The sequence below is a fragment of the Herbaspirillum sp. WGmk3 genome, assembly GCF_023952535.1.
Taxonomy (GTDB): domain Bacteria; phylum Pseudomonadota; class Gammaproteobacteria; order Burkholderiales; family Burkholderiaceae_D; genus Herbaspirillum; species Herbaspirillum huttiense.
In genome coordinates this window covers 573,002-599,758 of record NZ_JAKYWT010000002.1, presented here as the reverse complement: position 1 = coordinate 599,758, position 26,757 = coordinate 573,002, and the positions used below count along the sequence as shown (strand labels likewise).

Annotated in this window: 22 protein-coding genes; 12 read left to right on the top strand and 10 right to left on the bottom strand. The window is 63.7% G+C overall.

Annotated features, from left to right (window positions below):
* Positions 1–3: 3 nt before the first annotated feature.
* The 7 genes from MKD49_RS08605 to MKD49_RS08575 form a co-directional block, all read right to left on the bottom strand.
* On the bottom strand, positions 4–699 hold the full coding sequence (locus MKD49_RS08605; protein WP_121040202.1) for a VIT family protein: 696 nt from the start codon (positions 697–699) through the stop codon (positions 4–6).
* Between the two features lie 424 nt (positions 700–1,123).
* Positions 1,124–1,999 (bottom strand): MBL fold metallo-hydrolase, encoded by an 876-nt coding sequence (locus MKD49_RS08600; protein WP_252696080.1) that lies wholly within the window; start codon positions 1,997–1,999, stop codon positions 1,124–1,126.
* An 87-nt stretch (positions 2,000–2,086) separates the two neighbouring features.
* Positions 2,087–2,515, bottom strand: a complete 429-nt coding sequence (locus MKD49_RS08595; protein ID WP_252696079.1) for a YeeE/YedE family protein — start codon at positions 2,513–2,515, stop codon at positions 2,087–2,089.
* Complete coding sequence (locus MKD49_RS08590) at positions 2,512–2,961, bottom strand: YeeE/YedE family protein (protein ID WP_252696078.1); 450 nt, start codon at positions 2,959–2,961, stop codon at positions 2,512–2,514. The genes MKD49_RS08595 and MKD49_RS08590 overlap by 4 nt, the downstream gene beginning before the upstream one ends.
* Before the next feature lie 2 nt (positions 2,962–2,963).
* Positions 2,964–3,281 (bottom strand): metalloregulator ArsR/SmtB family transcription factor, encoded by a 318-nt coding sequence (locus tag MKD49_RS08585; RefSeq protein WP_121040210.1) that lies wholly within the window; start codon positions 3,279–3,281, stop codon positions 2,964–2,966.
* Positions 3,282–3,434: 153 nt separating this feature from the next.
* Positions 3,435–3,650, bottom strand: coding sequence for a hypothetical protein (locus MKD49_RS08580; protein ID WP_034329223.1), 216 nt, complete (start codon positions 3,648–3,650; stop codon positions 3,435–3,437).
* Positions 3,651–3,852: 202 nt separating this feature from the next.
* Positions 3,853–4,746 (bottom strand): LysR family transcriptional regulator, encoded by an 894-nt coding sequence (locus MKD49_RS08575; protein WP_252696077.1) that lies wholly within the window; start codon positions 4,744–4,746, stop codon positions 3,853–3,855.
* Between the two features lie 98 nt (positions 4,747–4,844).
* Between MKD49_RS08575 and MKD49_RS08570 the strand changes: the two genes are divergently transcribed.
* The 5 genes from MKD49_RS08570 to MKD49_RS08550 all read left to right on the top strand — a co-directional run bounded on the left by MKD49_RS08570 (position 4,845) and on the right by MKD49_RS08550 (position 16,738).
* On the top strand, positions 4,845–6,407 hold the full coding sequence (locus MKD49_RS08570; RefSeq protein WP_252696076.1) for an NADH-quinone oxidoreductase subunit L: 1,563 nt from the start codon (positions 4,845–4,847) through the stop codon (positions 6,405–6,407).
* Between the two features lie 23 nt (positions 6,408–6,430).
* Positions 6,431–8,950, top strand: a complete 2,520-nt coding sequence (locus tag MKD49_RS08565; protein ID WP_252696075.1) for a YbcC family protein — start codon at positions 6,431–6,433, stop codon at positions 8,948–8,950.
* A 72-nt stretch (positions 8,951–9,022) separates the two neighbouring features.
* Complete coding sequence (locus MKD49_RS08560; RefSeq protein WP_121040218.1) at positions 9,023–9,817, top strand: EAL domain-containing protein; 795 nt, start codon at positions 9,023–9,025, stop codon at positions 9,815–9,817.
* 226 nt (positions 9,818–10,043) lie between these two features.
* Complete coding sequence (locus MKD49_RS08555) at positions 10,044–11,243, top strand: M48 family metalloprotease (RefSeq protein ID WP_252696074.1); 1,200 nt, start codon at positions 10,044–10,046, stop codon at positions 11,241–11,243.
* Complete coding sequence (locus MKD49_RS08550; RefSeq protein ID WP_252696073.1) at positions 11,240–16,738, top strand: AAA domain-containing protein; 5,499 nt, start codon at positions 11,240–11,242, stop codon at positions 16,736–16,738. Before MKD49_RS08555 ends, MKD49_RS08550 begins: the two co-directional genes overlap by 4 nt.
* Before the next feature lie 75 nt (positions 16,739–16,813).
* Here the strand turns inward: MKD49_RS08550 and MKD49_RS08545 are convergent, their stop codons facing one another.
* On the bottom strand, positions 16,814–17,434 hold the full coding sequence (locus tag MKD49_RS08545; protein WP_252696072.1) for a carboxymuconolactone decarboxylase family protein: 621 nt from the start codon (positions 17,432–17,434) through the stop codon (positions 16,814–16,816).
* Between the two features lie 273 nt (positions 17,435–17,707).
* Here MKD49_RS08545 and MKD49_RS08540 point away from each other — a divergent pair, with 273 nt between their 5' ends.
* Positions 17,708–18,076: a hypothetical protein gene (locus MKD49_RS08540; RefSeq protein WP_039788085.1), complete on the top strand. Its 369-nt coding sequence runs from the start codon at positions 17,708–17,710 to the stop codon at positions 18,074–18,076.
* 25 nt (positions 18,077–18,101) lie between these two features.
* Here MKD49_RS08540 and MKD49_RS08535 read toward each other — a convergent pair whose 3' ends face one another.
* Positions 18,102–19,097, bottom strand: a complete 996-nt coding sequence (locus MKD49_RS08535) for a site-specific integrase (protein WP_252696071.1) — start codon at positions 19,095–19,097, stop codon at positions 18,102–18,104.
* A 168-nt stretch (positions 19,098–19,265) separates the two neighbouring features.
* Between MKD49_RS08535 and MKD49_RS08530 the strand changes: the two genes are divergently transcribed.
* From MKD49_RS08530 to MKD49_RS08510, 5 genes are all read left to right on the top strand, one after another.
* A complete protein-coding gene (locus MKD49_RS08530) occupies positions 19,266–20,327 on the top strand; it encodes a DNA-binding protein (protein ID WP_252696070.1) in 1,062 nt (353 codons plus the stop codon).
* A gap of 221 nt (positions 20,328–20,548) precedes the next feature.
* Complete coding sequence (locus MKD49_RS08525) at positions 20,549–21,382, top strand: MetQ/NlpA family ABC transporter substrate-binding protein (protein WP_252696069.1); 834 nt, start codon at positions 20,549–20,551, stop codon at positions 21,380–21,382.
* A 149-nt stretch (positions 21,383–21,531) separates the two neighbouring features.
* Positions 21,532–22,353: a MetQ/NlpA family ABC transporter substrate-binding protein gene (locus MKD49_RS08520; RefSeq protein ID WP_121040230.1), complete on the top strand. Its 822-nt coding sequence runs from the start codon at positions 21,532–21,534 to the stop codon at positions 22,351–22,353.
* 31 nt (positions 22,354–22,384) lie between these two features.
* Positions 22,385–23,554: a methionine ABC transporter ATP-binding protein gene (locus MKD49_RS08515; protein ID WP_252696068.1), complete on the top strand. Its 1,170-nt coding sequence runs from the start codon at positions 22,385–22,387 to the stop codon at positions 23,552–23,554.
* Entirely contained in the window at positions 23,538–24,206 is a 669-nt protein-coding gene (locus MKD49_RS08510) for a methionine ABC transporter permease (RefSeq protein ID WP_039785741.1), read from the top strand. Before MKD49_RS08515 ends, MKD49_RS08510 begins: the two co-directional genes overlap by 17 nt.
* Positions 24,207–24,295: 89 nt before the next feature.
* Here the strand turns inward: MKD49_RS08510 and MKD49_RS08505 are convergent, their stop codons facing one another.
* A complete protein-coding gene (locus MKD49_RS08505; protein WP_121040244.1) occupies positions 24,296–25,099 on the bottom strand; it encodes a methyltransferase domain-containing protein in 804 nt (267 codons plus the stop codon).
* A gap of 415 nt (positions 25,100–25,514) precedes the next feature.
* Here MKD49_RS08505 and MKD49_RS08500 point away from each other — a divergent pair, with 415 nt between their 5' ends.
* A complete protein-coding gene (locus MKD49_RS08500; RefSeq protein ID WP_252696067.1) occupies positions 25,515–26,408 on the top strand; it encodes a LysR family transcriptional regulator in 894 nt (297 codons plus the stop codon).
* The last annotated feature ends 349 nt before the right edge of the window (positions 26,409–26,757 follow it).

Sequence of the window (26,757 nt, the reverse complement as noted above, 5' to 3'; positions counted from 1 at the left end):
TGGCTAGACGGCCGCGCCGAAGAAAGACCCGATCGCCGCCGTACACCCCATGGCCAGCGAGCTCCACAAACTCACCCGCAAGGCTCCCTTCCACAAGTTGGCACCACCGGTTTTGGCCGCGACCGCACCCAGTACTGCCAGCGACAGCAGGGCGGCGATCACGATGGCCGGCAACAGGCTGGCGACCGGTGCCAGCAGCACCACCGCCAGTGGCAAGGCCGCACCGACGGCAAAGCTCAGGGCCGAGACGATGGCCGCTTGGACCGGCCGCGCTGCCGTGGTTTCGGAAATGCCCAGTTCATCGCGCGCATGCGCATCGAGGGCATCGTGGGCCATCAATTGGGTGGCGACCTGATGCGCGGTCTCCTGACTCAGTCCCCGGCGCATGTAGATGCCCATCAGTTCGCGATGTTCGCCTTCCGGATCCGTGGCCAGTTCTTCGCGCTCCTGGCTCAGGGCGGCGTGTTCACTGTCCGCTTGTGAGTGCACGGAGACATATTCGCCGGTCGCCATCGACATGGCGCCCGCGACCAGGCCGGCGACGCCGGTCAGCAGCACGTTCTCATGCGTGGCATTGGCCGCCACCACGCCCACCAGCAGGCTGGCAGTGGAGACGATGCCGTCGTTGGCACCCAGGACGGCGGCGCGTAGCCAGGAGATGGCGTCGACCTTGTGATGTTCGAGATGGAATTTGGCCATGACACTTCTGTTCATATACAGGGTTGCGGAATGGCGCAGATTCTAGGGCTGTGCTGCGGCAAAGGCCACGACAATTAGCGAAAATGAGGGCAATTCGTATTTGATGGCGAACGGATGGCGCAGCTTGACCGCCGTTTGTCCCACGAGGATGACAGGCTTTCGGAAGGCCATTTCCAGGCTGGCGCTGATGCCGTTGCCCGACTCCGCTTGCTAGGGTGAACGCTTGCGGATGAGTCTTCATTCTGAATTTTGAGCGATCCGTCCGCAGACCCCATTACATCCATGCATCAAGGGAGATCTCATCATGGCTGATCGCAAGCCCAAAGCCGCCATCGCCATCGTGGCCGGCATCCTCATCCTGGCACTGATCGGCGGCCTCGCGCTGCTGGGTCTGTTCCAGTCCGCCGGACACAGCTGACCTTGCTCACACCGCGTTGAGCGGGATCTTCAGATAACGCACACCATTGCCTTCCGCTGGCGGCATCTGTCCGGCGCGCATATTGACCTGTACCGAAGGCAGCAGCAGCACCGGCATGTCCAGCGTGGCATCACGCGCGCTGCGCATGGCCACGAATGCCTCTTCGCTGATCCCTTCGCGAACGTGAATGTTGTGCTGGCGTTCTTCCGCCACGGTGGTCTCGAAGCGCAGTTCGCGGCCCCCCGGCTGGTAATCGTGGCACATGAAGAGGCGTGTCTGCGGCGGCAGCGACAGCACCGCATTGATTGAACGGAACAGCTGCCGCGCATCTCCGCCCGGAAAGTCACAACGCGCCGTCCCATAGTCGGGCATGAACAGCGTGTCACCGACGAAGGCGGCGCTGTGTCCGTCTTTTTCCACTACATAGGTGACACAAGCCGGAGTATGCCCAGGCGTGTGCATCACGCGCGCCTGCAGCTGGCCGATCCGGAAGGTTTCGCCATCGGTGAAGAGATGATCGAACTGGCTGCCGTCGTGCTCGAATTCGGTGCCGGCGTTGAAGAGCTTGCCAAAGACCTGCTGCACCTGGCGGATGTGCTCGCCGATGGCGATGCGGCCACCCAGCTTCTGCTTCAGGTAGGGCGCGGCGGAGAGATGGTCGGCATGCGCATGCGTTTCCAGTATCCATTGCACCGTCGCACCGAGTGCCTGCACACGGGCGATCAGATGATCGGCGCTGCGAGTGGAGGTGCGGCCGGACTTGGGGTCGTAGTCCAGCACGCTGTCCACCAGCGCACAGTGCAAGGTGGCGCGGTCCAGCACGAGGTAGCTGACGGTACTGGTGATGGTGTCGAAATGACCTTCGATATGCAGATTGTCCATGGGTGATCTTGGTGTTTTTTCTTCACATTCAAACGGGCAGATTACGGCAAGAGGCCCCCTGTAAGGACACCCTGCGTGCAGCAACATTCATTTCGCCCAAAACCGCTCATTCCAGCGGAACAGCAGCATGCCGGCCAGCATGGCCAGCACGAAGGCCAGGCCCTTGCCCGATGCCATGCCTAGCAAGACCAATGCCGGTCCCGGACAGATGCCGGCAATGCCCCAGCCGATGCCGAAGAGCAAGCTGCCCAGCATCAGCCGGCGGTCGAGGGTGCGCGCCGTGGGCAATTGCATCGGTTCGCCCAGCAGTGTCCGCTGACGCTTGCGTGCCAGCGTGAAGGCCGGCAGCCCGATGGCGATGGCCCCGCCCATCACCAGGGCCAGCGACGGATCCCACTTGCCAGCCAGATCCAGAAAGCCCAATACCTTGGCCGGATCGGCCATGCCCGAGACGATCAGGCCTAAGCCGAACAGCAAGCCAGCGGCCAGCGCGGCGAGGTTGCGCAGGAGCCTCATGGCAGTACTCCTTGCAACCCCAGCATGTGGCGCAGCAGATAGACACTCAGGAATCCGGCCGCCATGAAGCACGCCGTCGCCACCGCCGAGCGTGGCGACAGGCGCGACAAGCCGCAGACGCCGTGACCACTGGTGCAGCCGGCACCGTAACGGGTCCCCACGCCGACCAGCAGGCCTGCGAGTACGATGGCCGCATAGCCGGCATCGATGCGGGGCGCGGGCAGGGCGCTTGCCAGTGACACCAGCAGCGGCGCGAGAAGCAAGCCGAGAACGAAGAGGGCGCGCCAGGCGCGATCCGATGCCGAGGGCGGCAGCAGCCCGGCGACGATGCCGCTGATGCCGGCAATGCGTCCATTGCAGAGCACCAGCACGCTGGCGGCCGCTCCGATCAGCAGGCCACCAGCCAGCGAGGCGACGGGGGTGAAGGCATTCCACGCCATGTCCATGCTCATTCCTTGGGGCAATAAAGTTGGTACATCAGTCCCAGCATCTCAAGCAGCTTGGGATCGGCGACACGGTAGTACACCCGCTTGCCCTCGCGCCGCGTACTGACCACCCCTTCGTTGCGCAGCACGCCAAGTTGCTGGGACAGCGTGGGCTGGCGGATATCGAGTGTTTCCTCCAGTTCGCTGACGCACATTTCAGCCTGCGATAGCTGGCACATCAGCAACAGCCGGTCTTCATTGGCGAGTACCTTCAACGCGGCCACCGCCTGGCCGGCGGCGCGGCGCATCTGGTCGGCTTGTAGCGAGCTGGGGCTGGTCATGGTGAACACTATTCAATTTAATAATATATTAATTCATATAATAAATGCGCGACATGAAGATGGCAAGGCTTTCTGAACCGGAAGCGAAGCAAGAGGAGGGTGTGAAACGATGGGTGATTCGCTGAAACAGCTGTGGCAAGCGCGCTGCGCTGCTCAGTGGGAGGCGTGCAGCAGATCGATCAGGTGGCGGCTGGCCTGCTTGGCGGCCGCCATCGCCTCTTCAGCGAACGCAAACGGGGCATCTTCGCCACAGAATTGCAGTTCGCCATTGATATAGAGATCCCAGGTCCAGCCGGTGCCGGCGTCGCCCGGACACTTGAGCTCTATCCTGACCAGCTCGTCGCGATACCTGAAAAGTGCCTTCCTCATCGTGCCCGCCGGGTTTCTTGTCGTGAAGCAGCAAGCTCGACAACACTTGCCCCCTGAGTTGCCCAAGTGTACGCCATTACCACGTTGGCAATATTGGCATTAGCGTACATATATTTGCGCAAATCTTCTTGCATTCTACCAAGGAGTAGCATTTATTTCTGGCCGGTAACCAGCGTGCGACTGAAACAATCTTCCTCGAAGATCAAGAAGGGACGGGACCGCCCGCCAGCAGCCGGTCCAGCAGCTCGTCGTAGTGATGATGCGGCGTGGTGATGGCATAGAAGCTTTCCACCAGATCGCTGGTCTGGCCGGCCACGACCAGGGCACCATTGCGCAGTTCGTCCTGCACCACCACCTCCGGCAACACGGTGAGCCAGCCGCTGTCGCGCGCGATCAGGCGCAGCATGGCCATGTCGTCGACCTCGGCGCGCATGCGCGGGCGCACGTCGTTGGAGATGCACAGCGCGTCGAATTGCATGCGCAGGGCGTGACGCGGGCCGGGCAGGGCCATGTCGACGCCTTCCAGGTCTTGCGGAATGCGCAGGCTGCGTGCCTCCCAGCGGTGCGCCGGACCCACCACCGAGACCGCCTGGCTGCCCAGGAAGCGGCAGTGCAGGGGCCGATCCGGGTCGGAGGGCACGGTCTCATTGGCCAGCACCACATCAAGCTGATGCTGCATCAGCCGCTCCAGCAACCCTTCCAGCAAGCCCGACTCCAGCGTCAGGGAGACCGAGGGGTCAGAGAGCATGGGACGGATCCAGTTTTCCTGATAGTTACGCGACAGTGTGGCCACGCTGCCCACCCGCAGGCGCGTCACCCCGGCCGAGCGGCCCTCCAGCCGGCCCAGCAGCTCCTGGCTCAGTCCAAAGATATTGTCGGCATAGGTGAACACCAATTGCCCGGTGTCCGTCAACGTCAGGCGGCGGCCTTCACGGATGAAGAGATCTTCTTCCAGCTGCTTTTCGAGCTGGCGGATCTGCGCGGACACGGCGGATTGCGAGGTGTGCAGCTCTTCCGCCGCCCGTGTCAGATGGCCGAGCTTGGCCACCCGCCAGAAATAACGCAAATGATGAAAGTTAAGCTGTTCTAGGCGCATCGTTCGATTTTATGAATGAATTTGTTCTGATAAATGTAATTTACAGAACGATCGATGGCAAGCATCATGATGCCATTCCAATGCATGAGGTTCTTGTCATGACGACCATCCCCCTGATTTCCTGCAGCGCCTGGGCACCGCCCGCGCTGACGATGGCCGCCGCCCTGGCGCTGTGTCTGTCCCGGCTGGCACCGCCGCGCGTCTGGACGCTGTTCCAGTCGCTCTCCCTGTTGGCTTTGCTGCTGACCTTGTTCAACCTGGTGATGGCACGCGACAGCGCCCCGTGGCCGGGCGTGCTGCATCCGTCCACGCTGGGCCTGGTGCTGGCCCTGCTGGTACAGGGACTGGGCACCGTCATCGGCAGTTTTTCGGCACGCTACCTGCAGGGTGAAGCCGGCCAGCGCCAGTATGCCGCGGCGCTCGCGCTGGTACTGACTGCCGTCCACCTGCTGTTGCTGGCTGATCACTGGGTGGTGCTGATCGCCGCCTGGGCCGTCGTGGGCCTGGCCCTGCAACGCCTGCTGTGCTTCTATCCGGAACGTCCCTTTGCCCGTCTGGCTTCGTACAAGAAAAGCATCGCCGACCGCATCGCCGACTGCCTGCTGATCGCGGCGGCCGCACTGGCCTGGACGACCGTGGGCAGCGGCTCCTTCTCGAACCTATGGGCCTACCTGAGCCAGCACGGCATGAGCACCAGCCTGCAGATCAGCGCACTGTGCCTGACCCTGGCGGTGATCCTGCGCACTGCGCTGCTACCGGTACACGGCTGGCTGATTCAGGTGATGGAAGCGCCGACCCCGGTCTCGGCGCTGCTGCATGCCGGCGTGGTGAATCTGGGCGGCTTCGTGCTGGTGCGGTTTGCTCCTTTGCTGGAGCAGGCCGTCGCGGCGCGCGCCGTGCTGCTCATCGTCAGCGCCGGTACCGTGCTGCTGGCCGGGCTGGTGATGCTGACCCGCATCAGCATCAAGGTCAAACTGGCCTGGTCGACCGTGGCACAGATGGGCTTCATGCTGCTGGAGTGCGCCGCCGGACTGTACCTGTTCGCCGCGCTGCACCTGATCGGCCACTCGCTGTACAAGGCACACGCCTTCCTGTCGGCCTCCTCGGTGGTGCGGGAGACCCGCCTGTCGGCCTTGCACAGCCCGGCGCTGCCGTCGGCCTGGAGCGTGATCCTCGCCCCGATGGTCAGCATCGCCCTGGTGCTGGGCCTGCACAGCCTGAGCCCGCATGCGGCCTGGCCATGGTGGTGGAGCGGCATCCTCGGGCTGGCCTGGGCACCGCTGCTGTGGCGCTCCATGGCCAAGGGCAGTGGCGGCCTGCGCGGCTGGCTGCTGGGCCTGCTGGGTGCGGCCGGCCTGACCCTCGCGGCCCTGGTGGCCCACCTGCTGCCGCTGCACGTCAACGATTACCCGCGTGCCGTGTTCGGCGTGACGGCCTTGCTGGCGATGCTGGCCCTGTATGTCTGCATGGGCTTGCTGCAACTGGCACCGCAGTCCATGGCCGCCTGGCGACGCCGCAGCTACGCCGGCTTCTACCTCGATGAAGCCTATACCCGCCTGGCGCTGCAGTTGTGGCCCTCGAACTGGGCTCCCAGTGCCCGCCGGGCCGCTGCCGAACAACAAGTGAACAATCTCGCCGCCGATGGCCGTAGCCAGGGCTGAGCCCGCCTCACCGGAGAAACAGCATGAACGCATTAGCCCAAGATAGCCAAGGACCAGCCGCCGCGCCGATCGCTGCGTGGAGCGCCGAGCTGGAGCAGCAATTGCAGCAAGCCTGCCAGGACGCCTGCGGTGCCATCGCCCCGGCTTGGCCACTGGATCGTGCCATCGCCGTCAATCCGCACTGGTCGCGGGTCGGCATGCCGCTGCGCCAGGTAGCCGCGCGCATGGCCCTGCTGGGCGGGATCCAGGTCTTTCCGCCCAAGGAACAGCTGCAGCAGGCCTGGGACCAGGGCCGGGTGACCCAAGCAGATCTGGAATACGCCCTGGCACACTCGATCGAGGCCCAGGAACGCGGTTTCGACGTTGCCCACTGTCTGTCGGTACCGGCCGCCACCGGCCCGGCGCCAAGGCTGCCGCTGCTGATCGACGTGCTGGACAACGATCCCCAGCGCCACACCCGGCTCTCCTGGCGGCAGGCCATCACGCACCAGGTCAGCCAGACCTGTGCCGCCTACTTCGACCAGCACCAGGCCGACTGGCAGCCTGAACGCGGCATGGGCCTGTATGCCTTCTGGCGCGAGACGCTGGAACACGACCACGGCATCGGCCTGCTGATGGGCCTGCCGCACATCGCCGATGGCGTCCGGGCGCTGCCGGCCTGCGCGCGCGAGGCCGAACGCTGGGTGATGCGGCGCATGGACCTGCCGCCCGAGGTCTGGGCCGACTATCTTGAATCGGTCCTGCTGACCGTCAATGGCTGGGCCTCGTGGTGTGCCTATCTGGGCTGGGAGGCCAAACTCGCAGGCGGCAGTGATGAACACCTGCGTGAATTGCTGGCCATCCGCATGGCCTGGGGTGCCTTGCTGTTGGAGTGCAAGGATGACGAAGCCGCCAGCCACGCCTTCCACACGGTGCAACAGGCCTGGGCACGCTCGCAGGAGCGTCTGGAACAAGTGCGTCAGGACCTGCTGGTCGATGAACTCTGGCAGGTCGCACTGGAGGTCGGCTACCAGCGCAAGCTGGCGGCAGCCTTGCTGCAACAGTCGGCCAATGCAGCGCCGCAGGTCGAGGTGCAAGCCGCATTCTGCATCGATGTACGCAGCGAACCGCTACGGCGGGCGCTGGAGGCGGTCCATCCCGGCATGCAGACGATGGGCTTCGCGGGTTTCTTCGGCCTGCCGGTGGCCTACACGCCGCTGGCCACCGAGGCCAGCCGTCCGCAGTTGCCGGGCCTGCTGGCACCGGCCTATCAGGTGCAGGATGTGGTCGCCCCCGCCGGAACGGTCGCCGATGGCGGCGTGCTGGCCAGTGCCGTGGCACGGGCGCGGCGCAAGACATTGGCCTTCAAGGAACAGTGGCAGGGCAATACGCGCTGGCCGGGGTCGGCGTTTTCCTTCGTCGAGGTGGCGGGCGTGACAGCACTGGGCGGTCTCTGGAAATGGCTGCAGCCTGGCCAGGCCGAACGTGCGCGCGATGACCTGGCCGGGTTGCCGGCGCGCTATCGCGATGTGTGCCGGCCGCAACTGGTCGGCGTCGCGCTGGAAGACAAGGTGGCGCTGGCCGCCCGCGTGCTGCACGCCATGGGCCTGGATCGCCAGGTGGCCCCGCTGGTGCTGCTGGCCGGCCATGGCAGCCAGTCCGCCAACAACGCGCATGCGGCAGCGCTGGACTGTGGCGCCTGCTGCGGCCAGACCGGCGAAGTCAACGCGCGCACGCTGGCCCAGTTGCTCAACGAACAGGAGGTGCGCCGCGGCCTGCTGGACCGGCAGATCTTCATTCCCGAAGACAGCCACTTCCTGGCCGTCCTGCACAACACCACGACCGACGAAATCGAAGCCTTCGATCTCGACCTGATGCCGGCAGCGGCCCGCGCGCGCTGGCAAGCCCTGCAGCCGGTGCTGGCCGAAGCCGGTGACCACGTGCGCCGCGAGCGTGCGCTGCGCCTGGGGATGGAGCCGGCCCAGGCCGCGCCGGCCTTGCTGAAGCAACTGCGCCGCCGCGCCAACGACGGTGCCGAGACGCGTCCTGAATGGGGCCTGACCGGCAATGCCGCCTTCCTGATCGCCCCGCGTTCACGCAGCCGTGGACTGGACCTGGGTGGCCGCTGTTTCCTGCATGACTATGAGGCCAGCGAGGATCGGGACGGCAGCGTGCTGGAACTGCTGATGACCGCGCCCATGCTGGTGACGCACTGGATCAACTGGCAATATCACGCCTCCACCAGCGATCCGCAGCGCCTGGGCAGCGGCAACAAGCTCTTGCACAATGTGGTCGGGGGCACCATCGGTGTGTTCGAAGGCAATGGCGGCGATCTGCGCATCGGCCTGTCACGCCAGTCGCTGCATGATGGCCAGCAGTGGGTGCATGAACCGCTGCGCCTGACCGTCGTGATCGATGCGCCGGCCGAGGCCATCGATGCCGTCGTCGGCCGTCACGCCATCGTGCGTCAGCTGCTGGAACATGGCTGGCTGCACCTGTGGCGTTTCGGAGAGGCAGGCCTGGAGCAGTGGCGGCGCGAGGGATGGAAGTCAATCGGCTTGTGAAACTTCTGGTATCGTTGGCAAGATGCGGTAGCATAGATGCCGTTTTGCAACTAATGATTTACCGGAGAAAGCATGATCCCCATCATTCCAGACTCCAATGCCAGCCCGGGAGAGGACGCCGCGCGTCGCTCCTGCGAGGGCTGCTCGGACGACGGTAAGCTGGACATCGAGTTTGAATATGCCTATCAGCCCATCGTGCGCCTGTCCACGCGCTCGGTGTACGCCTATGAAGCATTGGTGCGCGGGCCGCAGGGCGAGCCCGCGTACACGGTGCTGGAGCAGGTCAACGACAGCAACGTCTATCGTTTCGACCAGGCTTGCCGTACCAAGGCGGTGGAAGGCGCGGCACGGCTGGGCATGACGCAGTACCTGTCGATCAATTTCCTGCCCAATGCGGTGTATCGCCCGGAGGTCTGCATCCAGAGCACCTTCAAGGCAGCGCGCAAGCATGACTTCCCGATCGAGCGCATCATCTTCGAGGTAACCGAAGGGGAGCGCGTGGTCGACCGCCCGCACCTGGTGAACATCTTCCGGGAATACAGCCGCTTCGGTTTCCGCACCGCCATTGACGATTTCGGGGCCGGTTACGCGGGCCTGAACCTGCTGGCCGAATACCAGCCCGATCTGATCAAGATCGACATGGACCTGGTCCGCAACATCGACACCGACAAGCCGCGCCAGGCCATCGTGGCCGGCATCGCCGCCATCTGCAAGGAACTGGATATCGAGATCCTGGCCGAGGGCGTGGAGACCCGTGCCGAACGAGATCACCTGGCGGCGCTGGGGATCGACCTGATGCAGGGGTACTGGTTTGCCAAGCCTAAGTTTCAGGCACTGAGCGTGTTAGAGAATTCGGTTTGGGAATAGCGCAACCTTGCTCCCACCGGCGCTGGCGGACTGTCTTGTGGGCAGATGCCCGTGAGCCGCGTCGCGCGCGATTTTAAGATCCTGACGCAAGCATGCTTATAAAACGCTACCGGGTTCGCGCCGCCCTGTAGCGTTATTTGTGCTTCAGTTCAGCATGTGTGGGTATGCAGCATGTTGGTGTTTCCCTGTAGAATCGTCACAAAAATTTACGACCGACAGGGCTTGCATGAATCCCACGACGCAGGAGCTCAGGGGGCTGACTCCGCTTGATTATCACCTCGCCGTCATCGACCATCTGCGCGCGCACGAGCCCGAAGTCTGGCGCTGGGCGGCCGCCCGGACCAACCATGCAGAGCAGCGCGAATCCTTGCGCACGGCACTGTTGCGCAACACTTACCGCATCGACCAAGCGGCCCATCCCGAGATTCACGCCACACTGGACTTGGCGCGGCAGCGCCTGGGCTTGAACGTGGAGGTACCGGCCACCCTGTACCAGTCGGCCGGGACGGAGATGAATGCCTCGCTGGTGTTCGTGCCCGGTGAGGTTCACCTGATCGTGCAGGGCGACCTCCTGGCGCGCCTGTCCGAACAGGAACTGCTGGCCGTCTTCGGGCATGAACTTGCGCATTACGTGCTCTGGTCGCAGGAGGAGGGGGCGTTCCTGCAGGCCGAACGCATCCTCTCCGATGCCAGCGCGGCTCCGGGTGCCGCCGCCTCCTTCAGCGAAACCTGGCGTCGCTACGCGCTGCATACCGAACTGTTCGCTGATCGCGGTGCGGCCATCGCCTGCGGCTCGCCGGACCCCGCGATTTCCTCGCTGGTCAAGCTCAATACCGGCATCCGCCAGGTCGATGCGGCCGCCTATCTGCGGCAGGCGGCCGAGGTCGATGCGCAGCAGACCGGTGCCAGTGAGGCGGCCAGTCATCCGGAAGTATTCATGCGCGCCCGCGCCCTGCAGCTTTGGTGGGAAGGCAGCGAAGAACTCGGCCCGTGGCTGCAGCAGCGTCTGCAGGGGCCGCTGGCGCTGCGCGGCCTGGACCTGCCTGGCCAGCACCGGCTGCAAGGCATGACCCGCGGATTCCTGGCGCACTTCTTTGCCGGGACGGAGCTCCTGAGCGAGACGGTGAAGGCGCAGATAGAGCTGATGTTCCCCGACTGGCACCAGGATGAACCCGCCGTCACACCGCAAGCCTTTGCCCCGGAACACGCCGATGAACCCGTGCGCCATTACCTGACGGCCTTGATGCTCGATCTGGCCTTGGCCGATCCGGACCAGCAGGAACCGGTCCTGCTGCGTGCCGGCGTGATCGCGCAAGCATTGGCGACGCTGGACCATCTGCATCAACTGCTCAAACGCGAGGCTGGCTTCGGCAAGCGCGAACTGGACCGATACAAGCGACAACTGGCCAAGGAGGCCGCAGCATGAGTGAACACCCATCCTCCCCGGCCGCATCGGCCAGCCTGCGCGAGCTGATCGATGCGCAAGCCGGCAAGCTGCTCTCCAACGATGACCTGCTGGTGCTGATGCTGCCGCTCTTTGCGCAGGTCGCAGAACTGCATTCACAGGGCCGGGTCGCCGCACTGAGCGAAGAGACGCTGCTGGTGGATCAGCAAGGCGGACTGTCCCTGCGGCATCCGGCGGGTCAAGCCCCGCAGATGAATATCGATGCCGTCCATGCTTTGCAACCGCATCTGTCTTCGGGCCTGTCCATCGTGGGTGCGCTGCAGCTTGATCATCACTCCGACGGCCTGCGCACCCAGCACGATCTGGCCTTGCTCGAGGACGAATCCGCGCGGATGACGCGGCCGGTCTACCTGAGCGGTCCGAAGAGCTGGGAAATCGCGCTGGGCCATCATGATGAAATCACCGATGTGTTCCAGCTCGGCATGCTGCTTGGCGGGCTGGCCTGCGGGCTGGACCTGGCCGAGCAGGACGACCTGCGCCTCTTCGTGCAGCACCGTCACAATCTGTTTGAGCTGCACGACAAGCTGTCTCCCATCATCGCCAGCGTCATCGTCGAGATGACCGAACTGAACCGCCATGATCGCGCCACCGATGTGGCTGCGCTGGCGCTGCGCCTGCGTACCTGGCGCGACCAGCCGGTGGCGCTGGATGTGGAACGGGCGCTGGCGGGCAAGGATGGGGTGGCCCCGCGCCGCATCGCCGTGCTGTCGCACCTGCGGGATCGCCTGTTCGACCTGTCCCGCCGCAACCGGCTGCTGTATTTCCGCCCCACCAGTGCCAACGTCAACCTGACGGTGGCCAGCGTACCCCTGATGCTCAACGTCGACAGCATCAAGCCGGAACAGATTTGTACCTGGGGCGGCCCTTTCGCCGAACAACTGGTGGCGGGCAAGCCGATTTCCCTGCAGAACTGGCTGCGCTTCGATGACCAGCTCTATCTGCCCGCCACGCTGGACAAGCTGATTTCCGAGACACGCCACGACCGTGCCGAGTTCGGCTTCAGCAACCTGCGGCTGGTGGTGGCTTTCCTGCGCTGGCACAACCTCAAGGAAGCGCCTGATGAGCGTATCGTCTCGCCGCTGCTGTGGCTGCCGGTGGAGCTGGTCAAGCGCAAGGGCGTGCGGGATCAGTACCTCATCCAGTGCAGTACTTCCGAAGCCGAATTCAATCCGGTGCTGCGCCACTGCCTGTCCCAGCTGTACGACATCGCGCTGCCTGAAACCATCGACCTGGCCAAGACCTCCCTGCAGCAGATCCACGAGGACTTGCGCAACAAGATCCACCAGTCCGAACCGGCGGTGGAGTTACGTTTGGTCGACAAGGCCTCGGTGCGGCTGGTGCGGCAGAAGGCCATGCAACGCATGCAGCAATACACGCGCCGCCGCCCGGGTGGCGGTGCGCAGCGCAGCCGGGCCACGTCATGGCTTCCGCCTTACAGTTATGCCCGTGATGACTATCGTCCGCTGGGCAAGGCGCTGTTCGAGCACTATGTGCGTCCCAGCGAGCTGCCGCAGCGCTTTGAGGCCGGTGCCACGCTGCGCCGCCCGCAGATGGTGGCCACCAGCGAAGCGGCCGTCAGCGAGCAGCAGGAAGAGCGGGCCGGCTATGTTCTGGAGGAATCCAGCGGGCATCGTTACGCCTGGGATCTGGATCTCACCCAGGTAACGCTGGCCAATTTCAACTACAGGAAAATGTCGCTGGTGCGCGACTATGCCCAGCTGCTGGAGGACGCCAACGGCAATCCAGCCTTTGATCGCATCTTCTCGATCCAGCCACGCGAGCTCGATACCAGCCCGCCGGCACCGCTGGCCCCCTCCGAGCAATGGAACGTGGTGTCCTCGGATGCGACCCAGAACGCCGCCGTGCAACTGGCGCGCACGCAGCGCAGTTTCATCATCCAGGGGCCGCCCGGCACGGGCAAATCGCAGACCATCACCAACCTGATTGCCGATTATGCCGGGCAGGGCAAGCGGGTGCTGTTCGTCTGCGAGAAACGGGCGGCGCTGGATGTGGTGTTCCACCGTCTCAAGCAGAGCGGGCTGGCGCAGCTGTGCTGCCTGATCCACGACTCACAGGCCGACAAGAAGGCCTTCATCGCCGATCTGAAGCAATGCTATGAGCAGTGGATCGCCCAGCCGCCTGAGGGTGAGCGCTTGCGCGCCCGGCGCGCCGGCGTGGCGGCAGGCTTGCAGGAGCAGCAGCGGCACATCGACCAGTTCGAACAAGCCATGGCAATGGTGCCGGAGAGTGTCGGCCTGAGCGTGCGCAGCCTGTTGCGGCGGCTGGCCGAGCTGCCGCCGCCACTGGACGTGGGTGCAGCGGTACGTGAAGCTTTGTGCGCGTGGACGCTGTGGGACGGGCAGCGCGAGCTGACCCGGCGCTTGCAGGGCGTCATGCAGGAACGTTTTGGCACCAGTGTGCCGGCCACCCATCCCTTTGCCACGCTCTCTGCCACGGTCTTGCGCCAGCAAGGGGTGGTGGCGGAACTGGAGCGTCGCTGTGATGCGGTCGATGCCATCCTCGGGCGTCTGACGTCTTTGCTGGAAAGCAGCCAAAGTCCGATCGTCGCCGACACCCCTTTGAAGGCCGCGCAGCAGGTCGTCACCGAAAGCAAGCGCCTGGTCGACAGCGGCCTGGCGCGCCATCTGGATCTGCTGGATCCTGCTTCACCTGGCCAGGCGGCCTTGTCGCAATGGCGCGAAGCGATGGCACAACGCCAGCAAGCCGTGACGGCAGCCCAGTCGGTCACCGGCCACTGGCGCGACAAGCTGCGGGCGGACGATACCGAGACCGCGCTGCGGCTGGCCGGCCAGATGGAATCATCCTTCTCGCGCTGGTTCAAGCCTGCCTGGTGGCGTCTGCGCGGAGAACTCAAGCGTCGCTACGATTTCAGCCAGCATGCTTTGCACCCCGGCTATGCCACCGTCCTGACGCAACTGAAGGCCGAACACGAGGCGCTGTCACGGCTGGCTGCGACGGAGGAGGAGGCGCGTCGACGTTATGGGGCCAGTGACATGCAGCAGTTCCTGCAGACCCTGGAAACGCTCAGGAACCGCATGAACACGCCGGCCGGTCTGCAAGCGCTGGTCGATCATCTGCGCCGCGCCGGGGATCCGGCTGCGCTGGTGATGGGTCTGGCGGGTGCGCATGACGATGTGCAGGCGCTGGCAGCACTGGTCGATTCGACGCTTTCGGCTCGGGATCAACGGAATCTGGAACAGACAGGCGAGCTGTTCCGCGATCTGCGCGAAGCCCTGGAAGATTTGCCGGACCTGCTGCCGCTGTTGCAGGCGGTCCATGACGCTGACGCCACCTACGCTGCGACGGTACTTGGCGTGCATGCCGATCCGCTGGCGCTGGAAGCCCTGGTGGCGGATGAGGCCTGGCGTCGCCTGGGGCGCGCCCATCCGGTGCTGGAACGCTTCAGCGGCACCGACCTGGCGCTGGCGACCCGCGCGGTAGCCCAGGCCCAGCGCAGCTTGCTGGACATCAATGCCGAGGCGATCAAGGCCACCTTGCAGGGACAGTTCAGCGAGCATGTACGCCTTTCCGGGCTCTCGGCCACGCAGCTCGATACCCAGGGCAAGGCCCTGAAGAAGCAATACGCCACCGGCCGCCGCGAACTGGAACATGAGTTCGGCAAGAGCATGCGCTATCGCTCCATCCGTGACCTGGCCGATGATGAGACCGGCGCGGTCATCAATGACCTCAAACCGATCTGGCTGATGAGTCCGCTGTCGGTGTCAGATACCTTGCCCTTGAGCAGCACGCTGTTCGACGTCGTCATCTTCGACGAGGCCAGCCAGATTCCTACCGAAGAGGCGATCCCGGCACTGAGCCGCGCCCAGCAGGTGATCGTGGTGGGCGACGAGATGCAGTTGCCGCCGACCAGTTTCTTCTCGGCGGCCGGCAGCGGCGAGGAAGACGAGATCCTGGTGGAAGAGGATGGGGAGCGCATCGCCATCAATCTGGATTCCGACAGCCTGCTGAACCAGGCAGCCCGCAATCTGCCCGCCACACTGCTGGCCTGGCACTATCGCAGCCGCCATGAGACCCTGATCAGCTTCTCCAATGCGGCCTTCTATGACGGCCGTCTGGTCACCATTCCGGACCGCCTGCGTGAACGCCCGCTGGAGCAACTGCCGCGCCCGCGCTCGGACCAGGACGATGCCGGTACGCTGGCCGCCGACCTGCTCATGGGCAGCCCGGTCAGCTTCCACTGGCTGGAGGACGGGGTCTACGCCGATCGCAGCAATCAAGCCGAGGCGCGCTACATCGCCCAGGCCGTGCGGGAAATGCTCAATCGCGAGACCGGCCTGAGCCTGGGTATCGTGGCGTTCTCCGAAGCCCAGCAAAGCACCATCGAAGCGGCGCTGGAGGCGCTGGCCTCTGAAGATCCGGAGTTCAGTACCCGTCTGGAGCGCGAATACGTGCGCGAGGACGACGACCAGTTCAATGGCCTCTTCATCAAGAACCTCGAAAACGTGCAGGGCGACGAGCGTGACGTCATCATCCTCAGCATCTGTTACGCCCCCGGCTCCAACGGCAAAATGCTGATGAACTTCGGCCCGATCAACCAGCGCGGCGGCGAGAAGCGGCTCAACGTGATCTTCAGCCGGGCACGCCATCGCATGGCGGTGGTGACCTCGATCCAGGCGGACGCCATCACCAACGTCCACAACGACGGTGCGGCAGCCTTGCGTAGCTTCCTGCAATTTGCGCAGGCCAGCGCCACCGGCCGCTTCGATCACGCCCAGACCATCTTGGGCGCGCTCAACCAGGGGGCGCGCAAGGCCTTTGCCGCCGAGCTGCAGCCAGACAGCATCCGCGATGCACTGGCTCAGGCCCTGCGCCAGCGCGGGCACCGGGTCCAGCTGCAGGTCGGACGGTCGCAGTTCCGCTGCGATCTCGCCATCGAGGGCGAGGAAGGTACCTATGCATTGGCCATCCTGCTCGACAATCCCGCGCAGGCGGTCACCGATACGGTGGAGCGCTACGTCTTCCGTCCGGCCATCCTGCGCAGTTTCGGATGGAAAGTGCTGGACCTGCCGGGACGTGACTGGTTGCGCGATCCGGTTGCGGTGATCGAGCGCATCGAACGGATATTGGCCGAGGGAGAGGAGGCGGTGTTGCCGGAGCAGAACGCCGCTCCGGGCGAGCAGCCCGCCGAGTCAACAGCCACACCGACCGCGCATGTTGCCATCGATGAGTTGTCGGAAGTGACCGCTGCGAGCGGTGCCGCCGCCGAGAGCCGTGCGCTTTCCTATGCGCAGGGGAGTTCCAGCAAGTTCTGGAACATCAGCCGGTCGGGTGCCGAGCTGACCGTCACTTACGGCCGGACCGGGACCCAAGGTCAGCGCCTGATCAAGTCGCATGAATCGGAAGAGCGTGCACAACGCGAGATGGAAAAACTGGTCGCCGAAAAGCTGCGCAAGGGATACGTCGACGCACCATGATCATCCAAGGCGCAGGGAAGGGCCGGAGCGCTACAGCCAACCTGCGCAGTGCCGCTCCGGTGCAGGCAGGTGAGCTTACTCGGGGAAGCGCACCAGCCGCTTGGCCTCCTTCGGTGCCTGGTATTGCGCCGCGTTCATCTGCATGGCCAGCAGCGTGTAATAGGCATTGATGCCGGTCAGATCGACCACGCCCTTCTTGCCGAAACGCTTTTCGGCGCGGGCGAAGGTCGGATCGGAGATGCGCTTGTTGCGATGCAGTTCGAGCGAGAAGTCATAGACGATCTGCTCGTCCTCGCTCAGGCCCTCGGGACGGCGGCCGTCGGCGATGGCCGCCGCCACTTCCGGCTTGATGCCGGCCTTGATGGCGATGGGGTAGTGCACGTACCACTCGTAATCCTGAGTCCATTCACGGGCCGTGATGAGGATCACCAGTTCGCTCAGGGTATTGCCGATGGCCGAGTTGTAGCGCAAGTAGTCGCCCATCGAGCGTGCCTGCGTCATCACTTGCGGGCTGTGCATCAGCGGTTCGAAGGGCCCGAACACCGGCACCTTGCGGGCAGCCAGGAATTCATCGGCGGCTTTTTTCTGTTCCGGCGTGTATTGATCGGGCGGGATCACCGGCAGGCGATCCGCAGCCTGGGCTACGGCGGCCGAGAGCAAGGTCGAGGCAAGGGCAATGCGCAGGAATCGTTTCATGAAGGTCTCTGTCTCTGGATGTTGGTCTGGTTATGGTGCCGACGCTGGCCTTGGCGGGCCACCGGGACGGCGGCTCGCCAAGGATAGGGGAGCTGCAGCGGATTGTGTTGCTGAGTCTTCACTTTCGCCTGAGCCCATGTGAATGTCATGCAACATCGGCACGTCCTTGCCGATTTCGCTCCCGTCCGGAGGTGCTGCTGCGCGGCGTCATGGTGCCGGGACCCGTGCGCGGCTACAATCTCTGCCCACAGAACAAGCAACGAGACCTTACCGATGAAAACCTACGCCGTGCTCCCGTGGCTGGCCGTGATGCTGGCGCTTGGCGGTTGCGCCACCGAGGCCTATCGGGCCACCGAGAGCCAGTGCGCCCCGGCCGCCTATGCCCAGTACCCGATCATCCAGCAGACGCGGATGGAAATGCGCACCCGCACCATCCAGGTACCGACCGGGCAGACGCGCTGCAGCTCGGTGGTCAACGGCAACCGGACCGATACGGTCTGCCAGGACATCCTGCGTACCGAGTACCAGCAATATCCCGTCTACGTGACGGTCGACATCAATGAATATGGCCGCAACCAGGTGATCGCCGCTTGCGCCCGTGCGCAATGCGTCAGAACGCACGGCAATCCGGACTGCGAGTAGTCCGGCCAGACGGGATCGCGGTGGTTTATGGTTCGGCCTGATCGGGCGTGCCGAGCGCCGCAGTCTGCTGCGGCAGCAGACGCTCCAGCATGGCGCGGTGGTAGGGATCCTGAGATTCCACATAGCGTGCAGCCGAATGAATGTTTTTCCATCCCACGTATTCCATCAGGGCGCGCATCTCCCAGCCATTGGCGCTGGCCCAGCTGGCAAAGCCGCGCCGCAGCGAGTGCGAGCTGTAGAGATGTGCATCATCAATCCCTGCCGATTTCAGGATCCGTCGCAGCAAGGGGATGATGCTGGCCGCATTGACCGCTTCTTCGCTGATGCGGCCCCAGCGGTCGATGCCGCGTAGTACCGGTCCGCTGCTCAGGCCGCTCACCGCCAGCCAGTCGAGATAAGCCGCCACCGGGCACAACCGTGACAGCGCCGGCGTCTTGTAGGTGCTGCCTTTGAGGCTGCGGTCGGTCTTGGTGCGAGGCAGGTGGATGCGCATGCCTTCGCCTGCTACCGCCTCGATGCGTTCGATATCCAGCCGCGCCAGTTCGTCGCTGCGAAATCCCCGCCAGAATCCGATCAGCAACAATGCCTTGTCGCGCGTATGCCGCAGCAGGTCGGCAAAGCGCGCCTGCTGGCGTGCCAGTTCCCGTTCGCGCTCCAGATGGGCGATGGTCTGCTCCAGCGCCTCCAGCTGCAGCGGCTTGGCGCGTTTTTCCTGGGCAGGATGCAGTTCAAGGATCCCGCGCAGCATCTTGCGCACGACCGGAGCCTTGGTCGGGTCCGGGAATCCCTGGTCCACATGCCACTGGCCCAGCGCGGAGATGCGCTGCTTGAGCGTGTTGTGGGCCAGCTTGCCAGCGTGCTCAGCGAGATAGCGCACCAGGCTGTCCGCCGTGGCTGGCAGAAAACCACCCCATTCCACTTCGAAATGCTTCACGGCCGCACGATAGCTGCGGCGAGTGTTGTCACGCGTGGCGGCGTGCAGATAGTCATCGATATTCAACGGCGCTGGTTTGGCTGGCATGGGCTCATTACACACGGGTGACGGCAGACTCGGAGGATTTTACGCGATCAGATTCGATAATCATCAAATATCATGTGTGAAATCTGTTTGCAATATTTCCGATTTCTCTTCAATAATGTTATGTAATTACGTATTATGTAATGCATCATCAAATAACGGATCTGGACCATGGCACGTACCGGCCTCTACAAATCGGAAGTGAAGAAAGCGCGCGATTCCTTGCTGGCATTGGGCCGGCATCCGTCGGTGGATGCCGTTCGGGTCGAGCTGGGCAATACCGGCTCCAAGACTACAATCCACAAATACCTGAAGGAATTGGAAGAAGAGGAGGGCGACCAGGGCCAGCCGCGCAGCATCAGCGAGGCGCTGCAGGACCTGGTGGAGCGGCTCGCCGTGCAGTTGCAGGAGGAGGCCCGGGCTGAGGTCAAGGCAGTGCGTGCCGAAACCGAGAGCGTAACGGCCCGATTGGCGCAGGAATTGGCATTGCTGAAGGCCGCCCATGCCGAGCAGGGCCTGCGTCTGGATCAGACGCAAAAAGCCCTGATCGCCGAGCGCGCTGCCCATGAGAAAACCCGCGAGGAACGCCAGGAGCAAACCGCCATGGCACGCACCCTGGAAGTGAAGCTCGCTGCCTTGCAGGAACGCCTGGCCGAAAACGAACAGCACCGCCAGTCGCTCGAAGAAAAGCACCAGCACGCCCGCGATGCCCTGGAACACTACCGCAGTGCCGCCAAGGACCAGCGCGACCAGGACCAGCGACGCCACGAGCAACAACTCCAGACCCTGCAAGCCGAAATGCGCCAGTTGCGCCAGGATGCAGTGGTGCGCCAGGAGGACGTCACCCGGCTCAATCAGGAAGGCGTGCGCCTGATTGCCGAGTTGTCGCATGCGCGGCAGGCGCTGGCAGAACAGCACACGCTGGCGACGCGTCGTGAACAACAAATGGAGGTCCTGCTGGAACAGGCGTCCGAGAAGCGCGTGCTCGAAGCGCAACTGGCTGCCAGGAACGAGGCCTTGACGCAACTGCAGGCCCGGGTCATCAGTGCCGAAGAAGAGGCCGCCAGCGCGCGCCGGCAATGGCAGCAGGGCGAGCGCGAGCTGGCGGCGGTACGCGCACGACTGGAAACGCACGAAGCGCTGCTCAAAGAGTGGCGCGACCACTCCGCTGTGCAACAGGATAAAAAGGCAGCGCCACCGGTACCAAAAGACCCAGGCACCGACCCCGGCTGATACCGGGGCAGGGCAGTGGTGCCGTGTATGCGCTCGCTGCACGTCCGTGCTGCACTTCCATTCAGCCAGCCATGCCCGCCGATGAAGGCTCATGCAAAAAGCTGATATCCAAGCATGTTTTACTTTGTAGCTCCAAATGATCTGATCGCCCACAATCGGGGCTCGCGGCGGCTTTCGAGGCCGTGTCCGCTGCCTCCATTGAACGACTCCACGATCAGGTCATGCACGTAAAGAACTTCATTCGCCGCTTCCGGTTTCCGCAGACTCTGGCCGGTGCCATCCTGGCCTTGAGCGCAGCGTTTTCGCACGCTCAAGCCCTGACCATCGGCGTGACGCCCGGCGTGATCGCCGACTCCATCCAAGTGGCCGCAGCAGAAGCCAAGCGGCAGGGACTGGAGGTAAGCGTGGTCGAGATGACCGACTGGACCACGCCCAATGTCGCCCTGCAATCCGGCGACCTCGACCTGAATTACTTCCAGCACACCGCCTTCCTGGAAAACGCCATCCGTGAACGTGGCTACGCCTTTGCGATTGCCGGCTATGGCGTCCTGCCCAACATCGGCCTGTTCTCCACCCGCATCAAGAGCCTGGCGCAACTCAAGGACGGTGCCACCGTCGCCGTGGCCAACGATCCCGTCAACCAGGGCCGGGGACTGCTGCTGCTGGAACGCGCCGGACTGATCAAACTCAAGCCCGGTGTGGGCGCCAAGGCCAGCCTGGCTGACATCGCCAGCAACCCGAAGAAACTGGATTTCAAGGAAATCGAAGGTCCGCAACTGGTCCGCGCTCTGGATGACGTCGATCTGGCACAGGGCTACCCGGCGCATCTGGTTGCCGCCGGCAAGCCGGAGATCGCCAAAAGCGGCCTGCAATATTCGACCGTGGACGACCAGCGCTTCGCGATCGTTTTCGTCTCGCGCACCAGCAATGCCGCTGACCCGCGCATCCGCAAATTCATCACGCTGTACCAGCAATCGCCCGCCGTGCTGGCCAAGATCGATGAGCGCTATGCACACGACAAACGGCTTTACAGCCTGCCCTGGCAAAAGCCCTGAGTGAAGCTTTATGTCGCTGGCGAGTGATCTTCTCGTGCCTCGCCGGCCGCAAGCCCGCTTCCAGCGGCCTCCCGTTGCGCCGACGCTGCCAGCGGCTGATTCACGACCTGAACATTTTTTCCCAAAACCCATTTTTTCCGGAGCCCTGCATGCAGCCTTCCCGTCTTTTCCGTCATTTGCTGGTCGTCCTGACTGTCCTTTCTGCCCATGCCGGTGTGGCGCACGCCGCCGACAAGCTGCGCATCGGCGTGGTGCCTGGGGCCTATGGCGACTCCATCGCAGTGGCCGCCAAGGAGGCCAAGAACCAGGGCATTGACGTGCAAGTCGTCGAATTCACCGACTGGACCACACCCAATGTGGCGGTGGATGCAGGGGACCTGGACCTGAACTATTTCCAGCACCAGCCCTTCCTCGACAATGCCATCCAGAAGAACGGCTACAAGCTGGCCAGTGCCGGTACCGGCATCCTGGCCAACGTCGGCCTGTATTCGCTCAAGCACAAGTCCTTCGCCCAGGTGCCACAGGGCGGCAAGGTCGGCATCGCCAACGATCCGGTCAACCAGGGGCGCGGCTTGCTGTTGCTGCAGAGTGTGGGACTGATCAAGCTCAAGCCCAACGTCGGCTACCTGGGCAGTCTCAATGACATCGTCGAGAACCCCAAGAAGCTGAACTTCGTCGAAGTGGAAGGCCCGCAGCTGGTGCGCATCACGCCGGATGTCGACCTGGCCCAGGGCTATCCGCACTTCATCGTGGCGGCCAAGGCCTTCGATCCTTCCAGCGGCCTGGCCTATTCCGGTATCGAGGATGCCCGTTTCGCCATCCAGTTCGTCACCAAGGCCAGCCGCGTGAATGATCCGGTGATCCAGAAATTCATCCGCATCTACCAGAACTCGGAGACCGTCAAGGCCGACATCCATCGTGCCTTCAACAGCGACAAGCGTCTCTACACGCTGGCCTGGCAGAAGCCCTGAAACCGCCGCACCCGTCCCGGAAGGAAACCGCATGGAACTCTCGATCACGGCCAGACAATCCTTGACCGCTCCCAGCCGTCCCGAGGCGGAGCATGATGCTGCCGCGCAGGCCTCGGCCCCCGGCGGCCCGTGGCCCGGCAGCGGTCCCAAGGGCAGGGTGGCCTTGCGCCAGGTCGGCAAGACCTACCTCTCATCGGCCGGCCCGGTGCAGGCCTTGCAGGACATCGACCTGGAGATTGCGCCCGGCAGCATCTTCGGCATCATCGGCCGCAGCGGGGCCGGCAAATCCAGCCTGCTGCGCACCATCAACCGGCTGGAGACGCCCACCAGCGGGCGCATCGAAGTCGATGGGGTGGATATCGCGACCCTCGACGATGCGCAACTGGTGCAATTGCGCCGGCGCATCGGCATGATCTTCCAGCATTTCAACCTGCTCTCGGCCAAGACCGTCTTTGACAACATCGCCTTGCCGCTGCGCGTGGCCGGCGTGCCGCGCCAGCAGGTGGAGGGCAGGGTGCGCGAACTGTTGGCCCTGGTTGGCCTGGAGGACAAGGCCGATACCTATCCGCGCCGCCTCTCCGGTGGCCAGAAGCAGCGCGTGGGCATCGCGCGCGCCCTGGCTAGCGGGCCCGAGATCCTGCTCTGCGACGAGGCCACCTCGGCGCTGGACCCGGAAACCACCCACGCCATCCTGCAACTGCTGCGCGACATCAACCGCAAGCTGGGCATCACGGTGATTCTGATCACGCATGAAATGAGCGTCATTCGCGAGATCGCCGACCAGGTGCTGGTCTTGGAGCAGGGGCGCATCGCCGAGCTGGGACCGGTGTGGCAGGTGTTCGGTAATCCCGCCCATCCAGCCACGCAAGCTTTGTTGGCGCCACTGCAGCAAGGCCTGCCGCCGGAACTGCTGGACCAGCTGCAGACCGTGCCGCCGTCCGGGCTGCATGAGCGCATTCTGCAATTGCAATACCGTGGCGGGGATGGCCTGGAGCCTGATCTGTTGCGCGTGGCGCAGGCGCTGGGTGGCAAGACGCGCTTGCTGCAGGCCAGCGTGGAGCGCATCCAGGGACATACCCACGGTCAGCTCTACATCGCCTTGGCCGACGTCACGGGATCACCAGACTGGCAGGCCCTGACGCAGGGACCCACGGCGATTGCGCATCACATCAAGGAGTTGGGATATGTCACTCGAACTTAGTCTTTCCATTCCCATCGAGCGCTACGGCAATGCGCTGGTCGATACGCTGCAGATGGTCGGCATCTCGGGCGCACTGGCGCTGGTGGCGGGCATTCCGCTGGCGGTGCTGCTGATCGTGACGGCGCCGGGCGGCTTCCTGGCCTCGCCGCGCGTGCACCGGGTATTGGGCAGCATCATCAATGGTTTTCGTGCCACGCCCTTCATCGTTCTGCTGGTGGCGCTGATTCCGCTCACGCGCCTGGTGGCGGGCACCACCATCGGCGTCTGGGCCGCCATCGTGCCGCTGGCCATCAGCGCCACGCCCTTCTTTGCGCGCATCGTCGAGGTGAGCTTGCGCGAGGTTGATCCTGGTCTGGTCGAAGCAGCGCAGGCACTGGGCTGCAAGAAATGGGACATCGTGCGGCATGTCTATCTGCCCGAGGCTCTGCCCGGCATCGTGGGCGGATTCACGATCACACTGGTGGCCCTCATCAGCTCTTCGGCCATGGCCGGTGCGGTGGGCGCGGGCGGCTTGGGAGATCTGGCGATCCGCTATGGCTATCAGCGGTTCGATACGCAGGTCATGGTGATCGTCATTGCGGTGCTGATTTTGCTGGTGTCGGTGGTGCAGCGTATCGGGGACGGCTACGTGCGCTGGCTGCGTCAACGCTGATTTAGCGCCGGTAGCGCCCTGAGGCTTGCTGTTGATGATGCAGGGACCTTGCATGCAAGGTCCCTGTTTTCATTTGTGGTAGTGCCATCTTAGCCAGGCAAGCTCGCCACGATGAACATGCGCTGGAACGGCAGCAATGTGCTGCCGTCTGCGCTGGGCGGGTAAGCCTGTTGCATGCGGCGCGCATATTCGGTGCGGAAGGCCTGCAATTGATCGCCTTCCAATTTCTCGAGATAGGGACGCAGGCTGCTGCCGCTGGCCCATTCCAGTACCGGGTCCGCGCCCGTGAGGATGTGCAGGTAGCTCGTTTGCCAGATGTCCAGCGTCGCCACGCGCGGGCGCAGCAGGTCGTAATAGCGGCCCACCTCCAGAACATTGCGCCGTTCCGACACCTCGCCCAGCACATCGGCATAGGCGGGTGACCTCGCCAGCTCCACCTGCGCGCGCCGCAACGGCGCGTCATGCATGACCGGCATCTGCACCGCCAGGCAACCGCCAGGATTGAGGAAGGACAGCAGCCGCGGGAACAGCTGCGCATGATCGGGCAGCCACTGCAGGGTCGCATTGGTGTAGATCAGGTCCAGTTTGTGCTCGGGCACCCAATGATTCAGATCGGCAGCGACGAACCTGGCCTGCGGCACGTTCAGGCGCGCCTTGGCCAGCATGTCATCGGAGCCATCCACGCCCAGCACCTCGGCCCGTGGCCAGCGCTGCTGCAGCAGTGCGGTCAGGTTGCCGGTGCCGCACCCCAGGTCGAGGATGCGCGCGGGGTTCTGCGTGGGCAGATGCAACATCAGGTCCAGGGCCGGGCGCAGGCGTTCGCCGCCGAAACGCAAATACTGGCTGACGTCCCATTGAACCTGGGCTTGTATGGATTCTGGAGAGGTTTGCATGGATTGCTCCTGTGGCGAAGGTTGAGTCAGGCTGAGCAGTCTGCCTCGCCTGGCTTGCAGATGAGCGGCACCGGCTTGGCTAACCTTTATCCGGGCCACGCCGCCAGATGCATGGACGCGTGCCAGATAGCCGCGCGCATTGGCGTCTTCCCAGACCGGCAGGCGAGGGCATGAGGTTCGCCAAGGTTCGATCACTTCGCTGTAAGGCCGTCCATCGGCTCCTATCCATTCGAGAAGATCAAGGATGAGCGGCTCGACGGCGTCGCTTGCGGCCGGTTCTTCATGATCTGGCTGCGCGTCCGATAGGGTGATGTTCATGATCTGGCTCCCTCCTGGCTGGCTTGAGGCTTGTATCTTGAGTGCTGGCGGAGAAGCAGTAAAATGAAATTATCTGAAAGATTAATAAGTTTTACTCATGAAAATCGACATCCTCGGTGTGCAGGCGTTTGTTGCGATTGCCGATCAAGGCAGCTTCCAGGGAGCCGCTGGCGCCTTGCACGTAACGCAGACGGCGGTGACGCTGCGCTTGCGCAAGCTGGAGGATTTTCTGGGTGTCACGTTGATAGAGCGGACCACGCGCTCCCTTGCCCTCACCGACATCGGACAGGACTTCCTGCCCCAGGCCCGGCGGCTGCTGGATGAGCTGGCGGGCGCGCTGGTGGAGATCCGGGAAACCGGGATGGCGCGGCGTGGCGACGTCTGCATCGCCTGTGTGCCCACCGTGGGTGTGCAGTACCTGCCACGCATCCTGCAGGCGTATTCCGCGCGCTATCCGCACAACCGCATCAAGATTCTCGATCACGCCTCATCTGCCGTGGCTGACGCCGTGCTGCGCCGGGAAGCCGAATTCGGCATCAACATGGCCAGGGAACATCATCCCGAGCTGGCAAGCGTTTCATTGACCACGGACCGGTACGTGCTGATCTGCCACCACACCCATCCATTGGCCAAGCGCCGCCGGGCCACCTGGGCGCAGCTCAAGCCGTATCCGCTGATCTTTGCAGGGGAGGTGAGCGGCAATCGCACCTTGCTCGATCCGGTGCTGGACGCCAACCGCCTCGCCTTGCGTTCTTTCTATGAAGTGCAGCGCAGCTCAACGGCGATGGGACTGGTGGCGCAGGGGGTGGGCATCGCCGTGGTGCCGGGGCTGGCCGTACAGGAAGGAGCCTATCCTGATGTGCGCACGATCCAGCTGGTGGAGCCTGTGGTGTCCCGCAATCTGGTGCTGATCAAGCGCAAGTCGGCGCGCCTCTCGCCGGCGGCACAGGCGCTCTACGACATGATCCTGACAAAAGAAAGCAAGAACTGACAGGTCAATACGCTACATGTCTGAGGCCAACTCGATAATCACGTCGCGTAGCCAGCGATGTCCGCCATGGGCGTGGTTACGTTCGTGCTACAGCATGCCAGAGCGGCCTGGCGGCGCATGTCGAGGAATTCGGGCTTGGTTGAGACATCGGGACCATGCAGCAGCTTGCCTTAATCAGGCAAGCTGCAAACTAGATTTTACATAATACAAATTATACGAATGCTTGGTAGTTGGCGAAGTGTTGCGGGATTCAAAAAATTATCGCAACAGCAGCGCCCGGACATAAATTACGGTGTCTTTGAAACATAAACATAGGATGTTTTGATGTTTTCGCCGTTTATTCATTTCC